Origin of the sequence: Nocardia sp. NPDC059195, from assembly GCF_042754695.1 — a bacterium.
Lineage (GTDB): Bacteria > Actinomycetota > Actinomycetes > Mycobacteriales > Mycobacteriaceae > Nocardia.
In genome coordinates, this window is record NZ_JBHZBG010000001.1 from 174,381 (window position 1) to 189,404 (window position 15,024).

The window sequence follows — 15,024 nt, forward strand, 5'->3', positions numbered from 1 at the left end:
ATGATCGAAGGATGGGTTTCTATACCGATCGGATCCTCCCGCACATCGTCGACAAAGTGTGCGGGGTCGCCCAGAACGGGCCATTACGTGAACGGGCATGCGCCGCGTTGCACGGCACTGTCGTCGAGGTCGGCTTCGGGTCGGGCAACAACATCGGGTTCTATCCGGCCGAGGTCGAGCGGGTCAGCGGGGTCGAACCCGCGGACACCGCATGGAGAATCGGTGCCAAACGTGTTGCGGCGAGCGCGATTCCGATCGAACGTGCCGGTCTGGACGGACAGTCGCTACCGTTTTCCGACGCCACCTTCGACACCGCCCTTTCCACCTTCACTCTGTGCACCATCCCCGATGTGACAGCGGCACTCGCCGAGATCCGCCGGGTACTGCGACCCGGTGGCACCCTGCACTTCGTCGAACACGGACTCGCGCCGGAGGAGTCGGTGCGGACCTGGCAGCACCGACTCGACCCGATCCAGCAGAAGATCGCGGGCGGCTGTCACCTCAACCGCGACATCGCGGGCCTGATCACCGACGCGGGCTTCGAGATCGCCGAACTCGACCGGTTCTACCAGCCGGGCGCCCCGAAAGCCTTCGCGGCGTTATCCCTCGGTGTCGCCGGCCGTCCCTGAGATCGCCTGCCGACTACCACAATTCGACCAGCGGTGCCTGATGTTCGCGCCGCTGCCATTCGTCGGTGACACGGCCCAGCCGGTGCGGTGCGGCGATACTGCGCATGCCTGCGATCTTGTCGTCACGCAGCTCCAGGATCGCGACGCCGAGGACTCGATCGTCGAGCGTGACGAGCGCAGCCGGGCAGCCGTTGACCACGACGGCGTGGATCGAGGGTGAACCTCCGGCGAGTCGGCGCTTGGCCGGCGTCGGTGTGAAGCCCGCGCGCACCACGTTGGCGAGCCGCTGCGGGGTCGCGTAGTGGATCAACTTGGCGGCCAGCCCCCCGACGCCGTCGGAGATCCCGGTCGCGTCGTCGGTCAGCAGCGCGATCAGCCGATCGGTGCGGCCCGAGGTGGCGGCATCGACGAACGCCGCGACGATGCGCCGCGCGGCACCATGGTCGATGCGGGTGGCGTTGCGGGCGACGGTGATTCGCCCACGGGCACGGTGGAGGTGTTGCTGACTCGCGGAGACGGTGATGTCGAGGATCTCGGCGATCTCTGCATGGCGGTACGCGAAGGCCTCGTGCAGCACGTACACGGCGCGTTCGACGGGCGAGAGCCGTTCCATGAGGGTCAGCACCGCCAGGGTCACCGATTCGCGCTGCTCGACGGTGTCGGCGGGGCCGAGCATCGCGTCGCCGTCGAGGAGTGGTTCGGGCATCCAGGTGCCGACCGCACGTTCGTGGCGCGCCTTCGCCGACCGGAGCCGATCGAGGGCCAGATTGGTGACGATCTTGGTCAGCCATGCCTCCGGCACCTCGACGTACTCGCGGTCGGCGGCCTGCCATCGCAGGAACGCGTCCTGCACCGTGTCCTCGGCGTCGGCGGCCGAACCGAGCAGGCGGTAGGCGATCGAGGCCAGCCGGTTGCGGCTGGCCTCGAAACGCGCCACGGTGGCAGTGTCCATGGGCACGACTCTAGGTCGCTACCAACGCATGCGGTCGGTCGGTGGCCGCGCGGTATCGGCGGCTCGGCATACCGAACGTCGGGTGCCTCAGGCTCCAGGGGTTGACCCCGAGGATGGCCGCTTTGAGGAGTGCGGCCGTCCGGCCACGCAGGGCCAACGACTTCGACCGCGCGTCACCGTCGACCATCTGGAAGAGCCCGTCCTTGCGGCCGAGGCTGATGTGGTTGCCCACATACGACAGCGAGGTCGTCGAGATCGTGCGCCCGGTCCGGTCCCCGACGATCGAGGCCGTCGCCTGCATACCGGTGAATCCCGCGGAGGCGCACGACATCGGCAACGGTTGACCGTTGTCGCCGATGACGAAGGCACTGTCACCGGCGGCGTAGACGTCAGGGTGCGAGACCGACCGCATCTGACGGTCGACCGTGATCTGGCCGTTGGGTTCCACCACGAGACCGCTGGCCGCGGCGATCGGATGCACGGCGAACCCGGCGGCCCACACCGTCGCATCGACGGCGAAAACAGTGCCGTCGGCGGCAACGGCGCCCGCCGCCTCGACACGCTCGACGGTGGTGTTCTCGTGGACCGTGATGCCGAGCCGGTCGAACGCATCGAGCAGATGGCGGCGGGCCTTGCTGCCCAGCCAACCGCCGAGCTCGCCGCGGGTGGCGAGGCCGACCTGAAGCTCTGGATGGGATTCGGCGATCTCGGTGGCGGCCTCGATCGCGGTCAGGTTGCCGCCGACTACCAGGACCTTCGCGTGCGCGCCCAGATCGTCCAGGCGTGCGCGCAGCCGCAGCGCGGCCGGGCGGGATGCCACGTGGAAAGCGTGCTCGCCGACACCGGCGACGTCATGGTCGTCGGCGGTACTGCCGAGCGTGTAGAGCAGCGTGTCGTATTCGAGCCGGTCGATGTCCGTGCCGTCGGCAACGGTGACAGTCCGGTGCTCGACGTCGACGCCGGTCACCCGCGCTACGCGAAGCCGGATGCCGGTGCCGGCGAAGACCTGCGCCAGCGGCAGCCGGCGCAGGTCTTGTCCGGCCGCGAGTTGGTGATTGCGCAGCCGCTGGGCGAAATCGGGTTCGGCGTTGACGACGGTGATCTCGAAATCGCCGGAATGGAGTCGGCGGGCCAGTGCTCCGGCGGAAAAGGCTCCGGCGTATCCGGCCCCGAGGACGACGATGCGGTGCTTCATGATTCGCTCCTGTCTGCTTCGCGTGCACCCTGAACGCGACAGCACGCGATTTCCTGACAGGATCGATCAGTGACCTGGGTCACTGTCAATGGGTGACCCTTGTGCGGCGCGTACGGGGAAGGCCCGCGTTCGGTCGGTGCGACGTTGTCAGCGGTCCGCGGTGGTGGTGGTGAGGAATTCGGTGATGGCGGTGGCGACGGCCGTGGGTTGGTCGAGCATGGACAGGACGTAGGCGTCGTCTATTTCGACGAGACGGGAGTGGGGGATCAGGGCGGCCAGGCGGGCGCCGTGGGAGCGGGGCATGACTTTGCCCGCGGAAGACCAGAGGATGAGGGTTTCGCCGGGGAAGTGTTGGAGGGCTTCGGTGTTGGTGATGAGTTCGCGTTTGTCGAAGCCGGAGCGGGTGTAGGCGAGCAGGTCGGCGCGGATGCGGGGGTCGCGCAGGCCGGGTTCGGTCCAGGCGTGGACGAGGGTGTCGGGGAGGGGGTATTTGGCCATCCAGCCGAACATCAGCGGGCTGCGGCGTAGCCAGCCGATGCGCATCTGGCGCAGGGCCAGGGCGACGCCGCCGGGCAGGGCTGAAGCGAGGGTGGCGGTTTTGCCCGGAAGGCCGGGCGGGAAGTTGTCGAAGGCTTCGCTGGGGAAGATGATCAGTCGGCCGACGCGGTCGTCGAGGCCGTAGGCGGTGAGGAACAGGGCACCACCCCAGTCGGAGTGCACGAGGGTGACCTCGTGCAGGTCCAGCGCGGTGAGGAAGTCGGCGACCAGTTGGTTGAGGCCGCGCACACTCAGGTCGGTGCCCGGCCGCAGCGGTTCGGGATGGGCGCCCAGGGGCAGGTCGGGTAGGACATAGCGGAAGCCGGTGGGTAGGTGGTCGATGACCGAATCCCAGACGGTGTGGTTCATCAGCAGCCCATGGAGCAGGACCACCGGGGGTCCGTCACCGTGTTCGCGGTAGTGGATCCGGCCCGCATCGAGTTCGACGGTCGGCATGACATCCTCCCTTGCGCTCCACGGCTAGAGCATTCACTCTAGTGCGTTTGCTCTAGTCTGGTGGGGTGAGCGAGCAGATGTCAACGAGTACCCGCGAGCGCCTGGTGAGCGCGGTCGCGGAACTGATGCGCGTGCACGGGTACAGCGCGATCACCGTCAAACAGATCACCGCCGCCGCCGATGCGCCGATGGGGTCGCTCTACCACCACTTTCCGCAGGGCAAAGTGCAGATCGCGGCCGAGGCGCTGCGCAGCACCGGCGCGGTCTACATCCAGCTGCTGCCACTGCTGATGGACCCACACAAGGACCTGCGGGTGGCCGTGCCCGCCGCGTTCGACGACGCCGCGCGCACGCTCGAGGAGTCCGGGTGGATGAACATGTGTCCGGTCGGCACGGTCGCGGGGGAGATCGCCGACAGCGAACCGGCCTTGCGCGAGGTCGCCGCCGAGGTGATGCGGGACTGGATCGACCAGGGCACAACATATTTCGCCGACCGCGGAGTCGCGGAATCCGCAGCGCGCGAGCTGATCGTGGCCATGCTGGCCGCCCTGGAAGGAGCGTTCATTCTGGGCCGCACCCTGCGCTCGGCCGAACCGTTGCGTGCGGCCGGTCGAGCGATGGCGGCGCGGGTGGATCTCGTGCTCACCGAGCGCGAGGGCTCTGCCATCGATCGTTGAGCACCGCCAGACGCCACAGTGGCCGTGTCACGGGCCCTGTGACACGGCTGTGGTTGCGCGAGTAGATATTTCATCACGCAGCGGCGAGCGCTCCGGTGATCTTGCGGGTCATCTCGACCATCGTCGGGTTCGGCTGAGTCTGATAGAGCTGGGCGGTGTCGATGGCGACCACGATGGTGTTGCGGAAGTTCTCGGCCTCGACCGGGTCGTGCTTGCCGAGCAGGGTCATCGCCGCGGTGAGGGCGGGCAGCACCTGATCGGCGAGTTCGGCGACCGACGAGCCGCTCAGTGCGATACGTCCGGACTTCGCGGCCAGGATATGTCCGACCAGACCGGTCGCTGACGACAGCGCGATACTGCCGGTCGTGGCGATCTTGTGCGGCTTGCTGGTCGCACCGCCCGCAGCGGCGAGGAGGGAGACCGCACCGTACGCGGCGGTCCGCAGGGTGGCTTTTTCCTGGGTGGTGAGGGTGGCAGACATGGTGGTGTGCTCCTGGGGTTCTGTTGGGAGGGAAGGGGATCAGTGCTGGGTCAGTGGGTCGTCGCGGTGCCGGCGATGGTCTCGATCTCGCGGACGGCGTCGGCGATGGCACGGAAGTCCTTGCGCAGGATCGCACCGTGGTTGCTGGCGACCTTGGCGCTGACGCGGATGTTCGGGTTGCGGACCAGTACGTCGTCGAGGCCGGCGCGGATCTTCTCCTGCTCGTCGCCGCGGCTGCCGAACGAGGTGCCCGACGCGACCACGTACCGCACCGGGGCGGTGATGGCATCGAGCACCGGTCCGAGTGCGCTGACGCTGGAGAGCTTGCCGAGTTCGATATTGCTGTCGGCCTGCTGCTGCGCGGTCAAACGGGGTGCCAGGCCAGTCGGGCGAGCCAGCGGCAGCACCCAGCTCAAACGCTTGAACAGCTTGCGAATTCGCAGCTCCATGGCCTCGTCGAGCCAGTCGTAGGGGAACGCGCCGTCGACGAGGACGGCGCCGAGGGCGCCGTCGGGGTTGCGGCTGGTCCAGTGCGCACCGAGGTAGGCGCCGTAGGACCAGCCGACCAGGATCGGCTTTTCGGTGATCCCCCTGGCCGCGAGGATGGCGTCGATGTCGCGCACGCAGGTGTCGAAGGAGTAGTCGGCCGACTTCTTCGACTTGCCGCGGGCCCGCTCGTCGAAGGTGATGTGGCGGTAGCCGGGGCCGAGCTCGGCGATGACCTTGCGCCAGTAGCCCTGGGTGGCGAACTGGCCGTTGAGGTAGACCACCGGGGTGCCGGTGCCGCCGGTATCGGTGACGGCCAGTTCGGTGTCATCGATCGACACCATGCCGGTCCAGGCGGTGGCGGTCGGGCTGGTGGGGTTCGGGGAAGTCATTGTCATGTCCTTGCGTTGCGATGTTCGGGCTTTACTGAATGATTAAGACCATAAATTGCGTTCACTAGTCTGTCAACATCAAACATCACCGAAAAGCCATGTGAAAGCGCATAGATTCAGAACTATTGCAATGAACATGACAGTGAATGCAACGAATGATCACGTTGCACTTTGCAATGAGATGAGGGTGAATGCATACTTGGTGCGGTACGGGTGACGAGCCGAGTACCTGCCGACAGAGAGGTGACCAGTAGCGATGCCAGGAGGCAGACTCACCGACGTGGACCGCAGGCACATTGCCGCGGGCCTGGCCGACGGACTCGGATACGCCGAAATCGGGCGGCAGCTGGGTCGGCCCGCCTCGACCGTCATGCGCGAGGTCACCCGCAACGGCGGACCCGACGACTACCGACCCGAACGCGCACAAGAAGCCACCGAGCAGCGCGCGCGCCGGCACAAACAGGCCAAGTCCCCGGCGCCGCCGATCCCGGACAGCGCGCACGGGCGTGACCCCGAAGCGGTAGCGGAGTTCACCGAGTCGTTCACTGCCCTGCTCATCGAGCAGGGTCTGCCGAGGATGGAAGCCAGAGTGCTCGCCTGCCTGCAGATCACCGACTCGGGGGCACTCACCGCCGCCGAACTGGTCGAACGGCTGCGCGTGAGCCCCGCCTCCATCTCGAACGCGGTGGCCTTCCTCGAACAGCAGGGAATGCTGCGCCGCGAACTGGTCCCCGGCGCCCGGCGCGAGCGCTACGTCATCGACGACGACATCTGGCTACGCAACCTCGTGGCCTCCGTGCAGATGCAGAACGCCCTGGCCGCGATCACCCGGCGCGGAGTCGAGATCCTCGGCCCCGGCACTCCCGCGGGCGCGCGTTTCGAACAATCGGCCGAATTCGTCGTCATCGTGGGCGCGGCGCTGCGGCAGGCGATGGAACAGTGGCGAGAGCGATTGGCCGAGCGCAGCGCCGCACGCGAGTAGCGAATCGCGCCGCCACCCACGTGCGATGCCGCGGTGCGTCCGTCCGCACGAAACGACCTCTACGACAGGTGAATACGCCGTCTAACGATCACGGTGGAGGACCACGCGGGCGACCAGTGCTCGGTGATCGGCGCCGGGCAGTGCCACGGTTTCGACGGTTGTGGCGTGCGCGTCGGCGAGAAGGAAGTGGTCGATACCGACTAACGGGGGTACGCGTTTGTCGGTGGGGTAGGTGACCAGATGGCCTGCGCCTGCTTGTGCGGCGGCATCGGCGAAACGGCCCGATGCCATGGTGCGGAAGCGTGCGTGATCGTAGGTGGCGTTGAAGTCGCCGCCGACGATCGCCGGGCGGTCGGTGGGGGCCCGGCGCAGGATCTCGTGCAGGCGGGAGAGCTCGTCTGCCCAGACGCCGGTGTCGTAGACGGGCGGGACAGGGTGGAAGGCGTAGATCGCGACCGGGCCGAGATCGGGGATGGTCGCGGTGGCCGAGATCTGGTTGAGGACGTACCCGTCGTATTCGACGGTGTCGGACAACGGGAACCGGCTCCAGATACCGGTGCCGCTGGCCGTCTGGCCGGGAGCGAGGTAGCGGTGGGGCAGGAGCTGGTCGAGGCCTGCGCGAGACAGAGTCTCGACGGCCGGGCGGGTGAGCTCGTTGACGGTGAGAATCGCGATGTCACGGGTACGCACCTGGTCGACGAGCGCGCCCGGATCGGCACCGTCGAAGAGCAGATTGGCCTGCATCGCCATGATCGGATGTCCGTCACCGCCGGTCTGCGCGACATACAGCGGCGCCTGGGTCGCGATACCCGCGCCTGCCACGACCACGGCAACCCCGGTCGCGATCCACTGCCTGGTCACCGCGAAACCGACGACGCCGATCACCGCACCGCCCATCAGATACGGCGCTCCCGAAGCCGCCAGGACCAGCGGTTCCAGCGGCCACCGGTTGACATGCAGTCCGATCCCCGCGGCCGCGACCAGCGTCGCCGCCACTGACAACAGACGGACACCGCCCCGAACTACCTGCGCTCTCACTTCGTCAGCAAAGCACGCGTCGGGAATGGATGCGAATGCGTGCCCGTGTTCGGATCCGGGGAGTTCTGCTCACACCGAGTCTGTGGCACCGAGCAGCGGCGCAAGGGTCCAGAGCATCGGAGGTGGCGCGTCGGGTGCGCGAATGGTGGTAGGAAAGGGGGCGTGTCGGCATCTGGCGAGAATTCTGGTTCGAACGGGCGGTCCCGTGCGGAGGACGAGGTGGTGGAGCTGGTCAGCAAGCTGATCCAGTTCGACACCTCCAATACCGGCGAGCTGGCCACCACCAAGGGCGAGCGGCAGTGCGCCGAGTGGGTGGCACAGCAACTGCACGAGGTCGGCTACGAGACCGAATACGTCGAGTCGGGTGCGCCGGGGCGCGGGAATGTGTTCGCGCGGTTGCCGGGCGCCGATTCGAGTCGCGGCGCGCTGATGATCCACGGGCACCTCGACGTAGTGCCCGCCGAGGCCGCCGACTGGAGCGTGCACCCGTTCTCGGGTGCGGTGCGCGACGGCTACGTGTGGGGGCGCGGCGCGATCGACATGAAGGACATGGTCGGGATGACCCTGGCCCTGGCCCGCCAGTTCAAAGCCGAAGGCACAGTGCCGCCGCGGGATCTGGTGTTCGCGTTCCTCGCTGACGAGGAGAACGGCGGCAAATGGGGCTCGCAGTGGCTGGTGGACAACCGGCCCGACCTGTTCGACGGTGTCACCGAGGCGGTCGGTGAGGTCGGCGGGTTCTCGCTGACCGTGCCGCGGCCCGACGGCACCGAGCGCAGGCTCTACCTGGTGGAGACCGCCGAGAAGGGCCTGGGCTGGATGCGGTTGCGTGCCAAGGCCCGCGCCGGGCACGGGTCGTTCCTGCACGAGGACAACGCGGTCACCATTCTCGCCGAAGCCGTCGCGCGTCTGGGCCGCCACACCTTCCCGGTGGTGCTCTCGGATTCGGTGGCCGAATTCCTCGCCGCGGTCAGCGAGGAGAGCGGGTTGGCCTTCGACCCGCACGGACCCGATATCGAAGGACAGCTGGCCAAGCTGGGCACCATCTCGCGCATCATCGGCGCCACCCTGCGCGATACCGCGAATCCGACCATGCTGCACGCCGGATACAAAGCCAACGTCATCCCGCAGACCGCGGAAGCCGTGGTCGACTGCCGGGTCGTGCCGGGGCGGCAGGCGGCGTTCGAACGCGAGGTCGACGAGCTGATCGGACCCGATGTGGAGCGGGAATGGATCACCAAACTCGACTCCTATGAGACCACTTTCGACGGACACCTCGTCGACGCCATGAACGACGCGGTCCTGGCCAATGACGCACAGGGGCGCACCGTGCCCTACATGCTCTCCGGCGGCACCGATGCGAAAGCGTTCGCGCGCTTGGGGATTCGCTGCTTCGGTTTCGCGCCGTTGCAGCTGCCGCCGGAGCTGGACTTCACCGCCCTGTTCCACGGGGTGGACGAACGGGTACCGGTGCAGTCACTGGAATTCGGAACCCGGGTGCTGGAACACTTCCTTCTGCACAGCTGACCGGTTCTCGGCCGCCTCGATCTGGACTGACCAGAGGGTGCGACGAAGGAGTGCCCGGCGGGAGGGAAGATCGAGGGAACAGGCCGAGAACCCGCGGCGCCAGCCGCCAACAACACCGAAAGGTCCTCATGAGTTACAACCCGTATGGCGCGCTGCCACAGGTGCCGTCGTTCACCGTCACCTCCGCCGATATCACCGACGGTCAGCCGTTGGCCAACGATCAGGTATCGGGGGTGTTCGGGTCGGGCGGCAAGGACATCTCACCGCAGCTGAGCTGGTCCGGATTCCCGGAAGAGACACAGAGTTTCGCGGTGACGGTGTTCGATCCGGACGCGCCGACCGCCTCCGGGTTCTGGCACTGGGCCGTCGCCAACATTCCCGCCTCGGTGACCTCGCTCGACGTCGGCGCGGGCAGCGAGGGTGGCAGCTTGCGCGCCGGTGCGGTGACCCTGCGCAACGACGGTGGATTCCCCGGCTTCGTCGGTGCGTCCCCGCCGAAAGGCCATGGCCCACACCGGTATTTCGTGGTCGTGCACGCGGTCGACATCGGTGAACTCGAGATCGGACCGGACGCGACGCCCGCCTACCTCGGGTTCAATCTGTTCTTCCACACCCTGGCCAGGGCCACCCTGATCGGCACCTACGAACAGCACTGAGACGCACAACAGCGGTGGCCCTGAGACTTCCAGGGCCACCGCTGTTCTCGCAATCACTTCACGTTGATGACATGCCCCGGTGGTGTCGCGGCATAGAGCTCGGTGATGGTCTCGGCGTACTTCTTCGAGATCGGGGTCCGCTTGAGCGACATCTTCGGGGTCAGCTCGTCACCGCCGGGCTCCCACAGGTTGTCCACGATCACGAAACGCTTGATCTGTTCCACCCGGGAGAGCTTGCGGTTGCCCGCGAGGATCGCTTCCTTGACCTCGTCGACGATCTCCTGACGCCGGGCCAGCTCCGCGTGGGTGGCATCGGTGGCGCCGAAGTCCTTGGCGCGCAGCGCCGCCACGTCGGGATCGAGCATGATCAGGGCGGTGATGTAGGCGCGGGCCTCGCCGATCGCGACGGCCTGGCCGATCATCGACGAGGCGGCCTTCATGGCGTTCTCGATATTGGAGGGGGCGATGTTCTTGCCCGCTTCGCTGATGATCAGTTCCTTCTTGCGGTCCACGATGCGCAGATAGCCGTCGGCATCGAGGGTCCCGATATCGCCGGTGTGCAGCCAGCCGTCGTCGTCGATCGCCTCGGCGGTCTTGTCGGGCATATTGCGGTAGCCGGGGGTGATGATCGGGCCGCGCAGTAGCACTTCACCATCGGCGTCGAGGCGCAGTTCGCACCCGTCCATCACCCGACCGACCGAGCCGGGGCGTGGCTTGTCGAGCTCGGTGTAGGTGCCGACGCCCGCGGTTTCCGACATCCCCCACACCTCTGTGACGGCGAAGCCGAGGCCGAGGAAGTACTCGAGGGTCTCCGGCGGTACCGGCGCGGCACCGGAGGCAGCGCACTTCAACTCCGCGAACCCGAGCGCCTCACGCAGCTTGGACAGCACGAGGGTGTCCGCGATCTTGTGCTGCACGCCGAGCAGCAGCGAGCTCTCACCGGTCAGGTTCGCCTTGGCCTGCGCGACGCCGACACCGATCGCCCAGTTGGCCAGGACCTTCTTGACCGGGCTCGGCTCGACCGCGAGCTTGTTCTCGATACCGGTCTTGATCTTCTGCCACACCCGCGGCACACCGAAGAACACCGTCGGGCGGGCATCGGGCAGGGCGGCGGCGATCTCGCGCGGGTCGGTGACGGTGGTGATCTGGATGCCGGTGAGCAGGCTCATCGCGTGCGCGGAGATGCGGTCGGCGACGTGGGCGGCGGGCAGATACGACACGGCGCGGTCGTCGAAACCGACCGGCAGCGGACCCGAGACCAGGCCGACGACCTGGGCGATCACATTGCTCTGGGTGAGTTCGACGCCCTTGGACGGGCCGGTGGTGCCGGAGGTGTAGATCAAGGTGGCCAGGTCGCCGGGCTGGACCGCCTGCCAGGCCGCATCGAAATCGAAGTCCGGTTCGGGGTCGGATTCGAGCTGGGCCAAGGTAACGGTGCCTTCGGCGGTGCCGTCGACGATGATCGTGTGCTCCACAACGGCACCCGAGGCACGGATCGTGTCGAGGAACGCCTGTTCGGTGATGACCACCTTGTTGCCCGCGTTGGCGAACACGTGCGCGATCTGTTCGGTGGAGCTGGTGTTGTAGACCGAGAACGGGATGGCGCCCAGGTGCAGGGCGGCGGTGTCGATCAGGTTGAACTCGGGCCGGTTGGTGAGCATGATGCCGACCGCGTCGCCGTGGCGCACCCCTAGTTTCGCCAGCCCAGCGGCCAGCGCACGCACCCGCTTCGCATACTCGGCCCAGGTGATCTCCTGGGTGCCACCGACCGTGCGCAAGGCGATCTGGTCGGGCCGCAACGCGGCGGTTTGCTGGAAGGCGGCGGGCACGGTGTGCACCGTGACCCCGGAAGCGTGCGCGAAACCGATGTCTGTCATATCCCTGTTCCCATAGGCCGAGCTGGATACCGAGCCAATGCGAGTGAAGCTGTCTCGTTATCTCGAGGCAGAGGCGTCGGCAGTGGCGTGGCTCACTTATCGTAACCGGACATACGGGATTGTGAGGGGGGTTACCAGCGACGTCGGATGCGCATTCGGTGCCACCACCGTGGCAGGTCGCCGTCCGCCTGCGGGTTCGCGACCTCGGCCGTTGCGGTGGGCAGTGGTGCCCAGGGCGCGTAATCGCGCGGGATCATGTGCTTGCGCCGGCGCACCTTGGCGTCGAGGTAGCGGCGGCCGCGCTCGGTGCGCAGCTGGATTGCCAGCGGGATGACCTCGACCGCGATTCCCGCGTCGGTCAGCGCGCGCACCTTCTCCGGGTTGTTGGTGAGCAGACGCACCTGCGTCATGCCGAGGTCGCGCAATGTTTTCGCGACCAGCTCGTAGCGACGGGTGTCAGGGTCCAAGCCAAGCCACTCATAGCTGTCGAAGGTGTCGATATCGAGCTGCTCGCTGGTCCGGTAGCCGATGGCCTTCCAGATCAAACCCGCGCCGCGACCCTCCTGCTCGAGGTAGACCAGCACGCCGGCGCCTTCGTCCTGGATCAGGTTCATAGACATCGCCAACTCGGGGCCGCAATCGCAGTCGTCGGATCCGAGAGCGTCGCCGTAGAGGCAGCGCGAATGCACGCGCACGAGGGGTTTGTCGCCGAGGTCGCCGAAGGCCAGGACGTAGCCGCCATCGGTCGGACTGTCGATGGTGTGTACCTGCACCTGCATCTGGGTGCCGTTGCGGCTGAATTGATGCACCGGTCGCAGATCGTCAGCGCCGCGTCCGGGTGCCGTTTCCGGCGTTGCACGGACGGGATCGGTGATCGTCAAGCGCTCCTCCGAGGGCTGTTCCGGCATCGGGAAACCCGCTGCGTGGACGGCGTGTGCATAGCAACGGCGCGACTCTACTCGCGGTGTGTCGTACGACACGTCAACTGGGGGTCACATCGGGGTTACGTGTGCCGTCGGTGCAGGTTCACCTGTCGGTCCACTTCGCTCACGTCGGGGAAGACGGTCGAGACCGCGGCGAGCTTCTGGGTGGGTTGCATCGCCCCTGTGCACCACTCGAAATCGGCGGCGGTGAGAGCGTCTTCGGATTTCACCACTCGATAGGCGAGCGCTGCGGCGAACGCGGCGGCCGCGCCCATGGCGGCCTTGAGGATCGGCGGGAAATGGTCGACAACGATGTCGTCGTCATCGGAGTACACAGTGCACGCGAAGCCGTCGACGGCGCACACCGTCGAGACACCGAGGCCGCGTAGGCGCCTTGCTGTATCGGCGAGGGAATCGGTGTCGACCTCGGGCAGCAGCGCGTCGAGTTCGGTGGTGCTGCCCACGAGATAGTCGACGACATCGAGGAACGTATAGAGCCCCTGCGGCGTGGCGAGACTCGGGGCGGCGCACAGGATCACCTGCGGGCGATCGGTGAGGCCCCGGATGAACGCGAGGATCCCTTCGATGATCGCCGCGGGTTGTTCGAAGGTGAGTACGACGACGGCTGAATCCGCAAGCGCTGCGCGCACGGTCTGCTGATCGAGGTCCTCGGTCACCAGCTGCATGTGGGGGTCGCGACACCCGATCAATCGAACTTCGCCGCTCTGGGTCATGATCACCGCCGTCACCAATGTCGCGGCGGATGGCACCTCTTTGACCAGACTCTTGTCGACGCCGTGCTCGGTGAGCAGCTCAAGGATGCGTTGCCCGTTGTCGTCGGAGCCGATGGCGGCGAGCAAGCGGACATCGAGCCCGAGTCGTGCGGCGGCAACGGCCCTGTTCAGGCCCTTTCCTCCGGGAGGTCCGGCGAACGTGCCCTCGACCGGAGAATTCCTGGCCGGGAAGGTTGTGACCCGATAGAGGTGGTCGATCACGGCAGCGCCGATGACCGTGACGACTTCGCCGGGTGGCAGCGGTGCGGGTTGAGGTTCGAGGGGGCGGTACGTGGCCGCCGTCGGTTCGGCGATCAGCAGCCGTGCGAGTGCGGCCAGCGCTGCGTGCTCGGCGCTGGTACGTAGGCGCTTGACGGTCGGCGCGTCCGAGACCATGTCCACGCCGATCGCCGTGTGTAGTTCGGTCCAGTGTTGTGCCAGGTAGACGCGCCGGGCGCCGAGGTTGACCGTATAGAGCTGGTCGGGGTCGATTCCGGTGATCGACGGATCGCGCAGCAGACCGAGCGCGAGTGTCGCGTCGGCGATGAGCCGTTCGCTCGGGGGCAATTGCCGGGCTGCGTTTCGCAGGACCGGCAGCACCGCATCCTCGCGGGAAACACCCGTTCGCTGTGCGCGTCGCGCCACCACGGGCAGCTCGAGAACGGGAGCGGCACCGATTTCGGTGTGCCGCAGGCGATCCGCGCTGAGCCCGGAGAACTTGGCCAACCGCGCGAGGGTGCCTCGCAACACGTCCGTGCGTGGATCCTGCGGAACCGTCGGCAACGGGATCGACCTCCAGAAGTCGAGACAAATGTTGGTTTACCCACCGGCGCGTCGGGCAATTACCAAACTACAGGGGCAATTGACTGAAGCGAAGGGCAAATGCCACACTGGAATTGGCGAAACAGCGAGTTCACCAGGACATGGCGAGCTCGAGGTGCAGTCAGCGCCCACCGCTGATGCACGTGCCGAACGCGAGATGACGGGCGCGTTCCGCATCTGGAGGAACTGGGAGCGTGAGCTCCCCTTCTGGAATCGGAGAATCCGATGACCATTCACCTGACCCCGGACGACATGCGCAGCACCCGGAGCCCTGAATACGCCGTGCGCGTGGTCGCGGACTCGGAGACCTGGCAGCTGAGCTGGCTGCCCGAACGCGAACTCACCCGCGAACAGGCTTACGCGGGAATGCTTCTCGACGAGCTGATCAGCGATGCCGCTGCCACCCACGACCGCATGGCGCACGCCCAGATCAGCGCCTACGCCGATACCCTCGGGATCGTGTGGGAGCAGGCGATCATCCGCCTGTACAAGCGGATGATCGCGCGGTTCGACAACGGCGACCCCGAGGAGGCGGCCTATCGGGCGGTGCCGTCGGGCGGTCCGCGTACCGCGCCGCAGTTGTTCGGGCACGGCAACGCGCAGCGGCGCGTCTACTTCGGGTAG

15 protein-coding genes are annotated in these 15,024 nt (G+C 67.0%); 6 read left to right on the forward strand and 9 right to left on the reverse strand.

Features of this window, described 5'->3' with window-relative positions; translation table 11 throughout:
* Nucleotides 1-11 precede the first annotated feature (11 nt).
* Nucleotides 12-629 (forward strand): methyltransferase domain-containing protein, encoded by a 618-nt coding sequence (locus ACFXKN_RS00775; RefSeq protein WP_378948641.1) that lies wholly within the window; start codon nt 12-14, stop codon nt 627-629.
* A 13-nt stretch (nt 630-642) separates the two neighbouring features.
* Here ACFXKN_RS00775 and ACFXKN_RS00780 read toward each other — a convergent pair whose 3' ends face one another.
* From ACFXKN_RS00780 to ACFXKN_RS00790, 3 genes are all read right to left on the reverse strand, one after another.
* Complete coding sequence (locus ACFXKN_RS00780; protein ID WP_378948644.1) at nt 643-1,581, reverse strand: sigma-70 family RNA polymerase sigma factor; 939 nt, start codon at nt 1,579-1,581, stop codon at nt 643-645.
* Nucleotides 1,582-1,591: 10 nt separating this feature from the next.
* Nucleotides 1,592-2,776 (reverse strand): NAD(P)/FAD-dependent oxidoreductase, encoded by a 1,185-nt coding sequence (locus ACFXKN_RS00785; RefSeq protein ID WP_378948648.1) that lies wholly within the window; start codon nt 2,774-2,776, stop codon nt 1,592-1,594.
* Nucleotides 2,777-2,923: 147 nt separating this feature from the next.
* Entirely contained in the window at nt 2,924-3,769 is an 846-nt protein-coding gene (locus ACFXKN_RS00790) for an alpha/beta fold hydrolase (RefSeq protein ID WP_378948651.1), read from the reverse strand.
* A gap of 65 nt (nt 3,770-3,834) precedes the next feature.
* Here ACFXKN_RS00790 and ACFXKN_RS00795 point away from each other — a divergent pair, with 65 nt between their 5' ends.
* The gene (locus ACFXKN_RS00795; protein ID WP_379432099.1) at nt 3,835-4,446 is read left to right on the forward strand and encodes a TetR/AcrR family transcriptional regulator; all 612 of its coding nucleotides are present in this window, start codon (nt 3,835-3,837) and stop codon (nt 4,444-4,446) included.
* Nucleotides 4,447-4,519: 73 nt separating this feature from the next.
* Here the strand turns inward: ACFXKN_RS00795 and ACFXKN_RS00800 are convergent, their stop codons facing one another.
* Both ACFXKN_RS00800 and ACFXKN_RS00805 read right to left on the reverse strand, forming a co-directional pair.
* Complete coding sequence (locus ACFXKN_RS00800) at nt 4,520-4,927, reverse strand: hypothetical protein (RefSeq protein WP_378948657.1); 408 nt, start codon at nt 4,925-4,927, stop codon at nt 4,520-4,522.
* A 50-nt stretch (nt 4,928-4,977) separates the two neighbouring features.
* Nucleotides 4,978-5,805 (reverse strand): alpha/beta fold hydrolase, encoded by an 828-nt coding sequence (locus ACFXKN_RS00805; RefSeq protein WP_378948660.1) that lies wholly within the window; start codon nt 5,803-5,805, stop codon nt 4,978-4,980.
* A gap of 256 nt (nt 5,806-6,061) precedes the next feature.
* Between ACFXKN_RS00805 and ACFXKN_RS00810 the strand changes: the two genes are divergently transcribed.
* Complete coding sequence (locus ACFXKN_RS00810) at nt 6,062-6,787, forward strand: helix-turn-helix domain-containing protein (RefSeq protein ID WP_378948665.1); 726 nt, start codon at nt 6,062-6,064, stop codon at nt 6,785-6,787.
* A gap of 81 nt (nt 6,788-6,868) precedes the next feature.
* On the opposite strand, the gene ACFXKN_RS00815 is transcribed toward ACFXKN_RS00810, so the two are convergent.
* On the reverse strand, nt 6,869-7,783 hold the full coding sequence (locus tag ACFXKN_RS00815; RefSeq protein WP_378949757.1) for an endonuclease/exonuclease/phosphatase family protein: 915 nt from the start codon (nt 7,781-7,783) through the stop codon (nt 6,869-6,871).
* A gap of 204 nt (nt 7,784-7,987) precedes the next feature.
* On the opposite strand from ACFXKN_RS00815, the gene ACFXKN_RS00820 reads away from it, so the two are divergent.
* Together ACFXKN_RS00820 and ACFXKN_RS00825 are read left to right on the forward strand one after the other, a co-directional pair.
* Nucleotides 7,988-9,349 (forward strand): M20/M25/M40 family metallo-hydrolase, encoded by a 1,362-nt coding sequence (locus ACFXKN_RS00820; protein WP_378948668.1) that lies wholly within the window; start codon nt 7,988-7,990, stop codon nt 9,347-9,349.
* 128 nt (nt 9,350-9,477) lie between these two features.
* Nucleotides 9,478-10,005, forward strand: a complete 528-nt coding sequence (locus ACFXKN_RS00825; RefSeq protein ID WP_378948671.1) for a YbhB/YbcL family Raf kinase inhibitor-like protein — start codon at nt 9,478-9,480, stop codon at nt 10,003-10,005.
* A 53-nt stretch (nt 10,006-10,058) separates the two neighbouring features.
* On the opposite strand, the gene ACFXKN_RS00830 is transcribed toward ACFXKN_RS00825, so the two are convergent.
* The 3 genes from ACFXKN_RS00830 to ACFXKN_RS00840 form a co-directional block, all read right to left on the reverse strand.
* Nucleotides 10,059-11,882 carry an AMP-dependent synthetase/ligase gene (locus tag ACFXKN_RS00830; protein WP_378948674.1) on the reverse strand — a complete coding sequence of 608 codons (1,824 nt, stop codon included), beginning with the start codon at nt 11,880-11,882 and terminating at the stop codon, nt 10,059-10,061.
* Nucleotides 11,883-12,013: 131 nt separating this feature from the next.
* Nucleotides 12,014-12,763, reverse strand: coding sequence for a GTP cyclohydrolase II (locus ACFXKN_RS00835; RefSeq protein WP_378948677.1), 750 nt, complete (start codon nt 12,761-12,763; stop codon nt 12,014-12,016).
* 122 nt (nt 12,764-12,885) lie between these two features.
* Nucleotides 12,886-14,328, reverse strand: coding sequence for a PfkB family carbohydrate kinase (locus ACFXKN_RS00840; protein ID WP_378948680.1), 1,443 nt, complete (start codon nt 14,326-14,328; stop codon nt 12,886-12,888).
* 297 nt (nt 14,329-14,625) lie between these two features.
* Here ACFXKN_RS00840 and ACFXKN_RS00845 point away from each other — a divergent pair, with 297 nt between their 5' ends.
* Entirely contained in the window at nt 14,626-15,024 is a 399-nt protein-coding gene (locus ACFXKN_RS00845; RefSeq protein ID WP_378948683.1) for a hypothetical protein, read from the forward strand.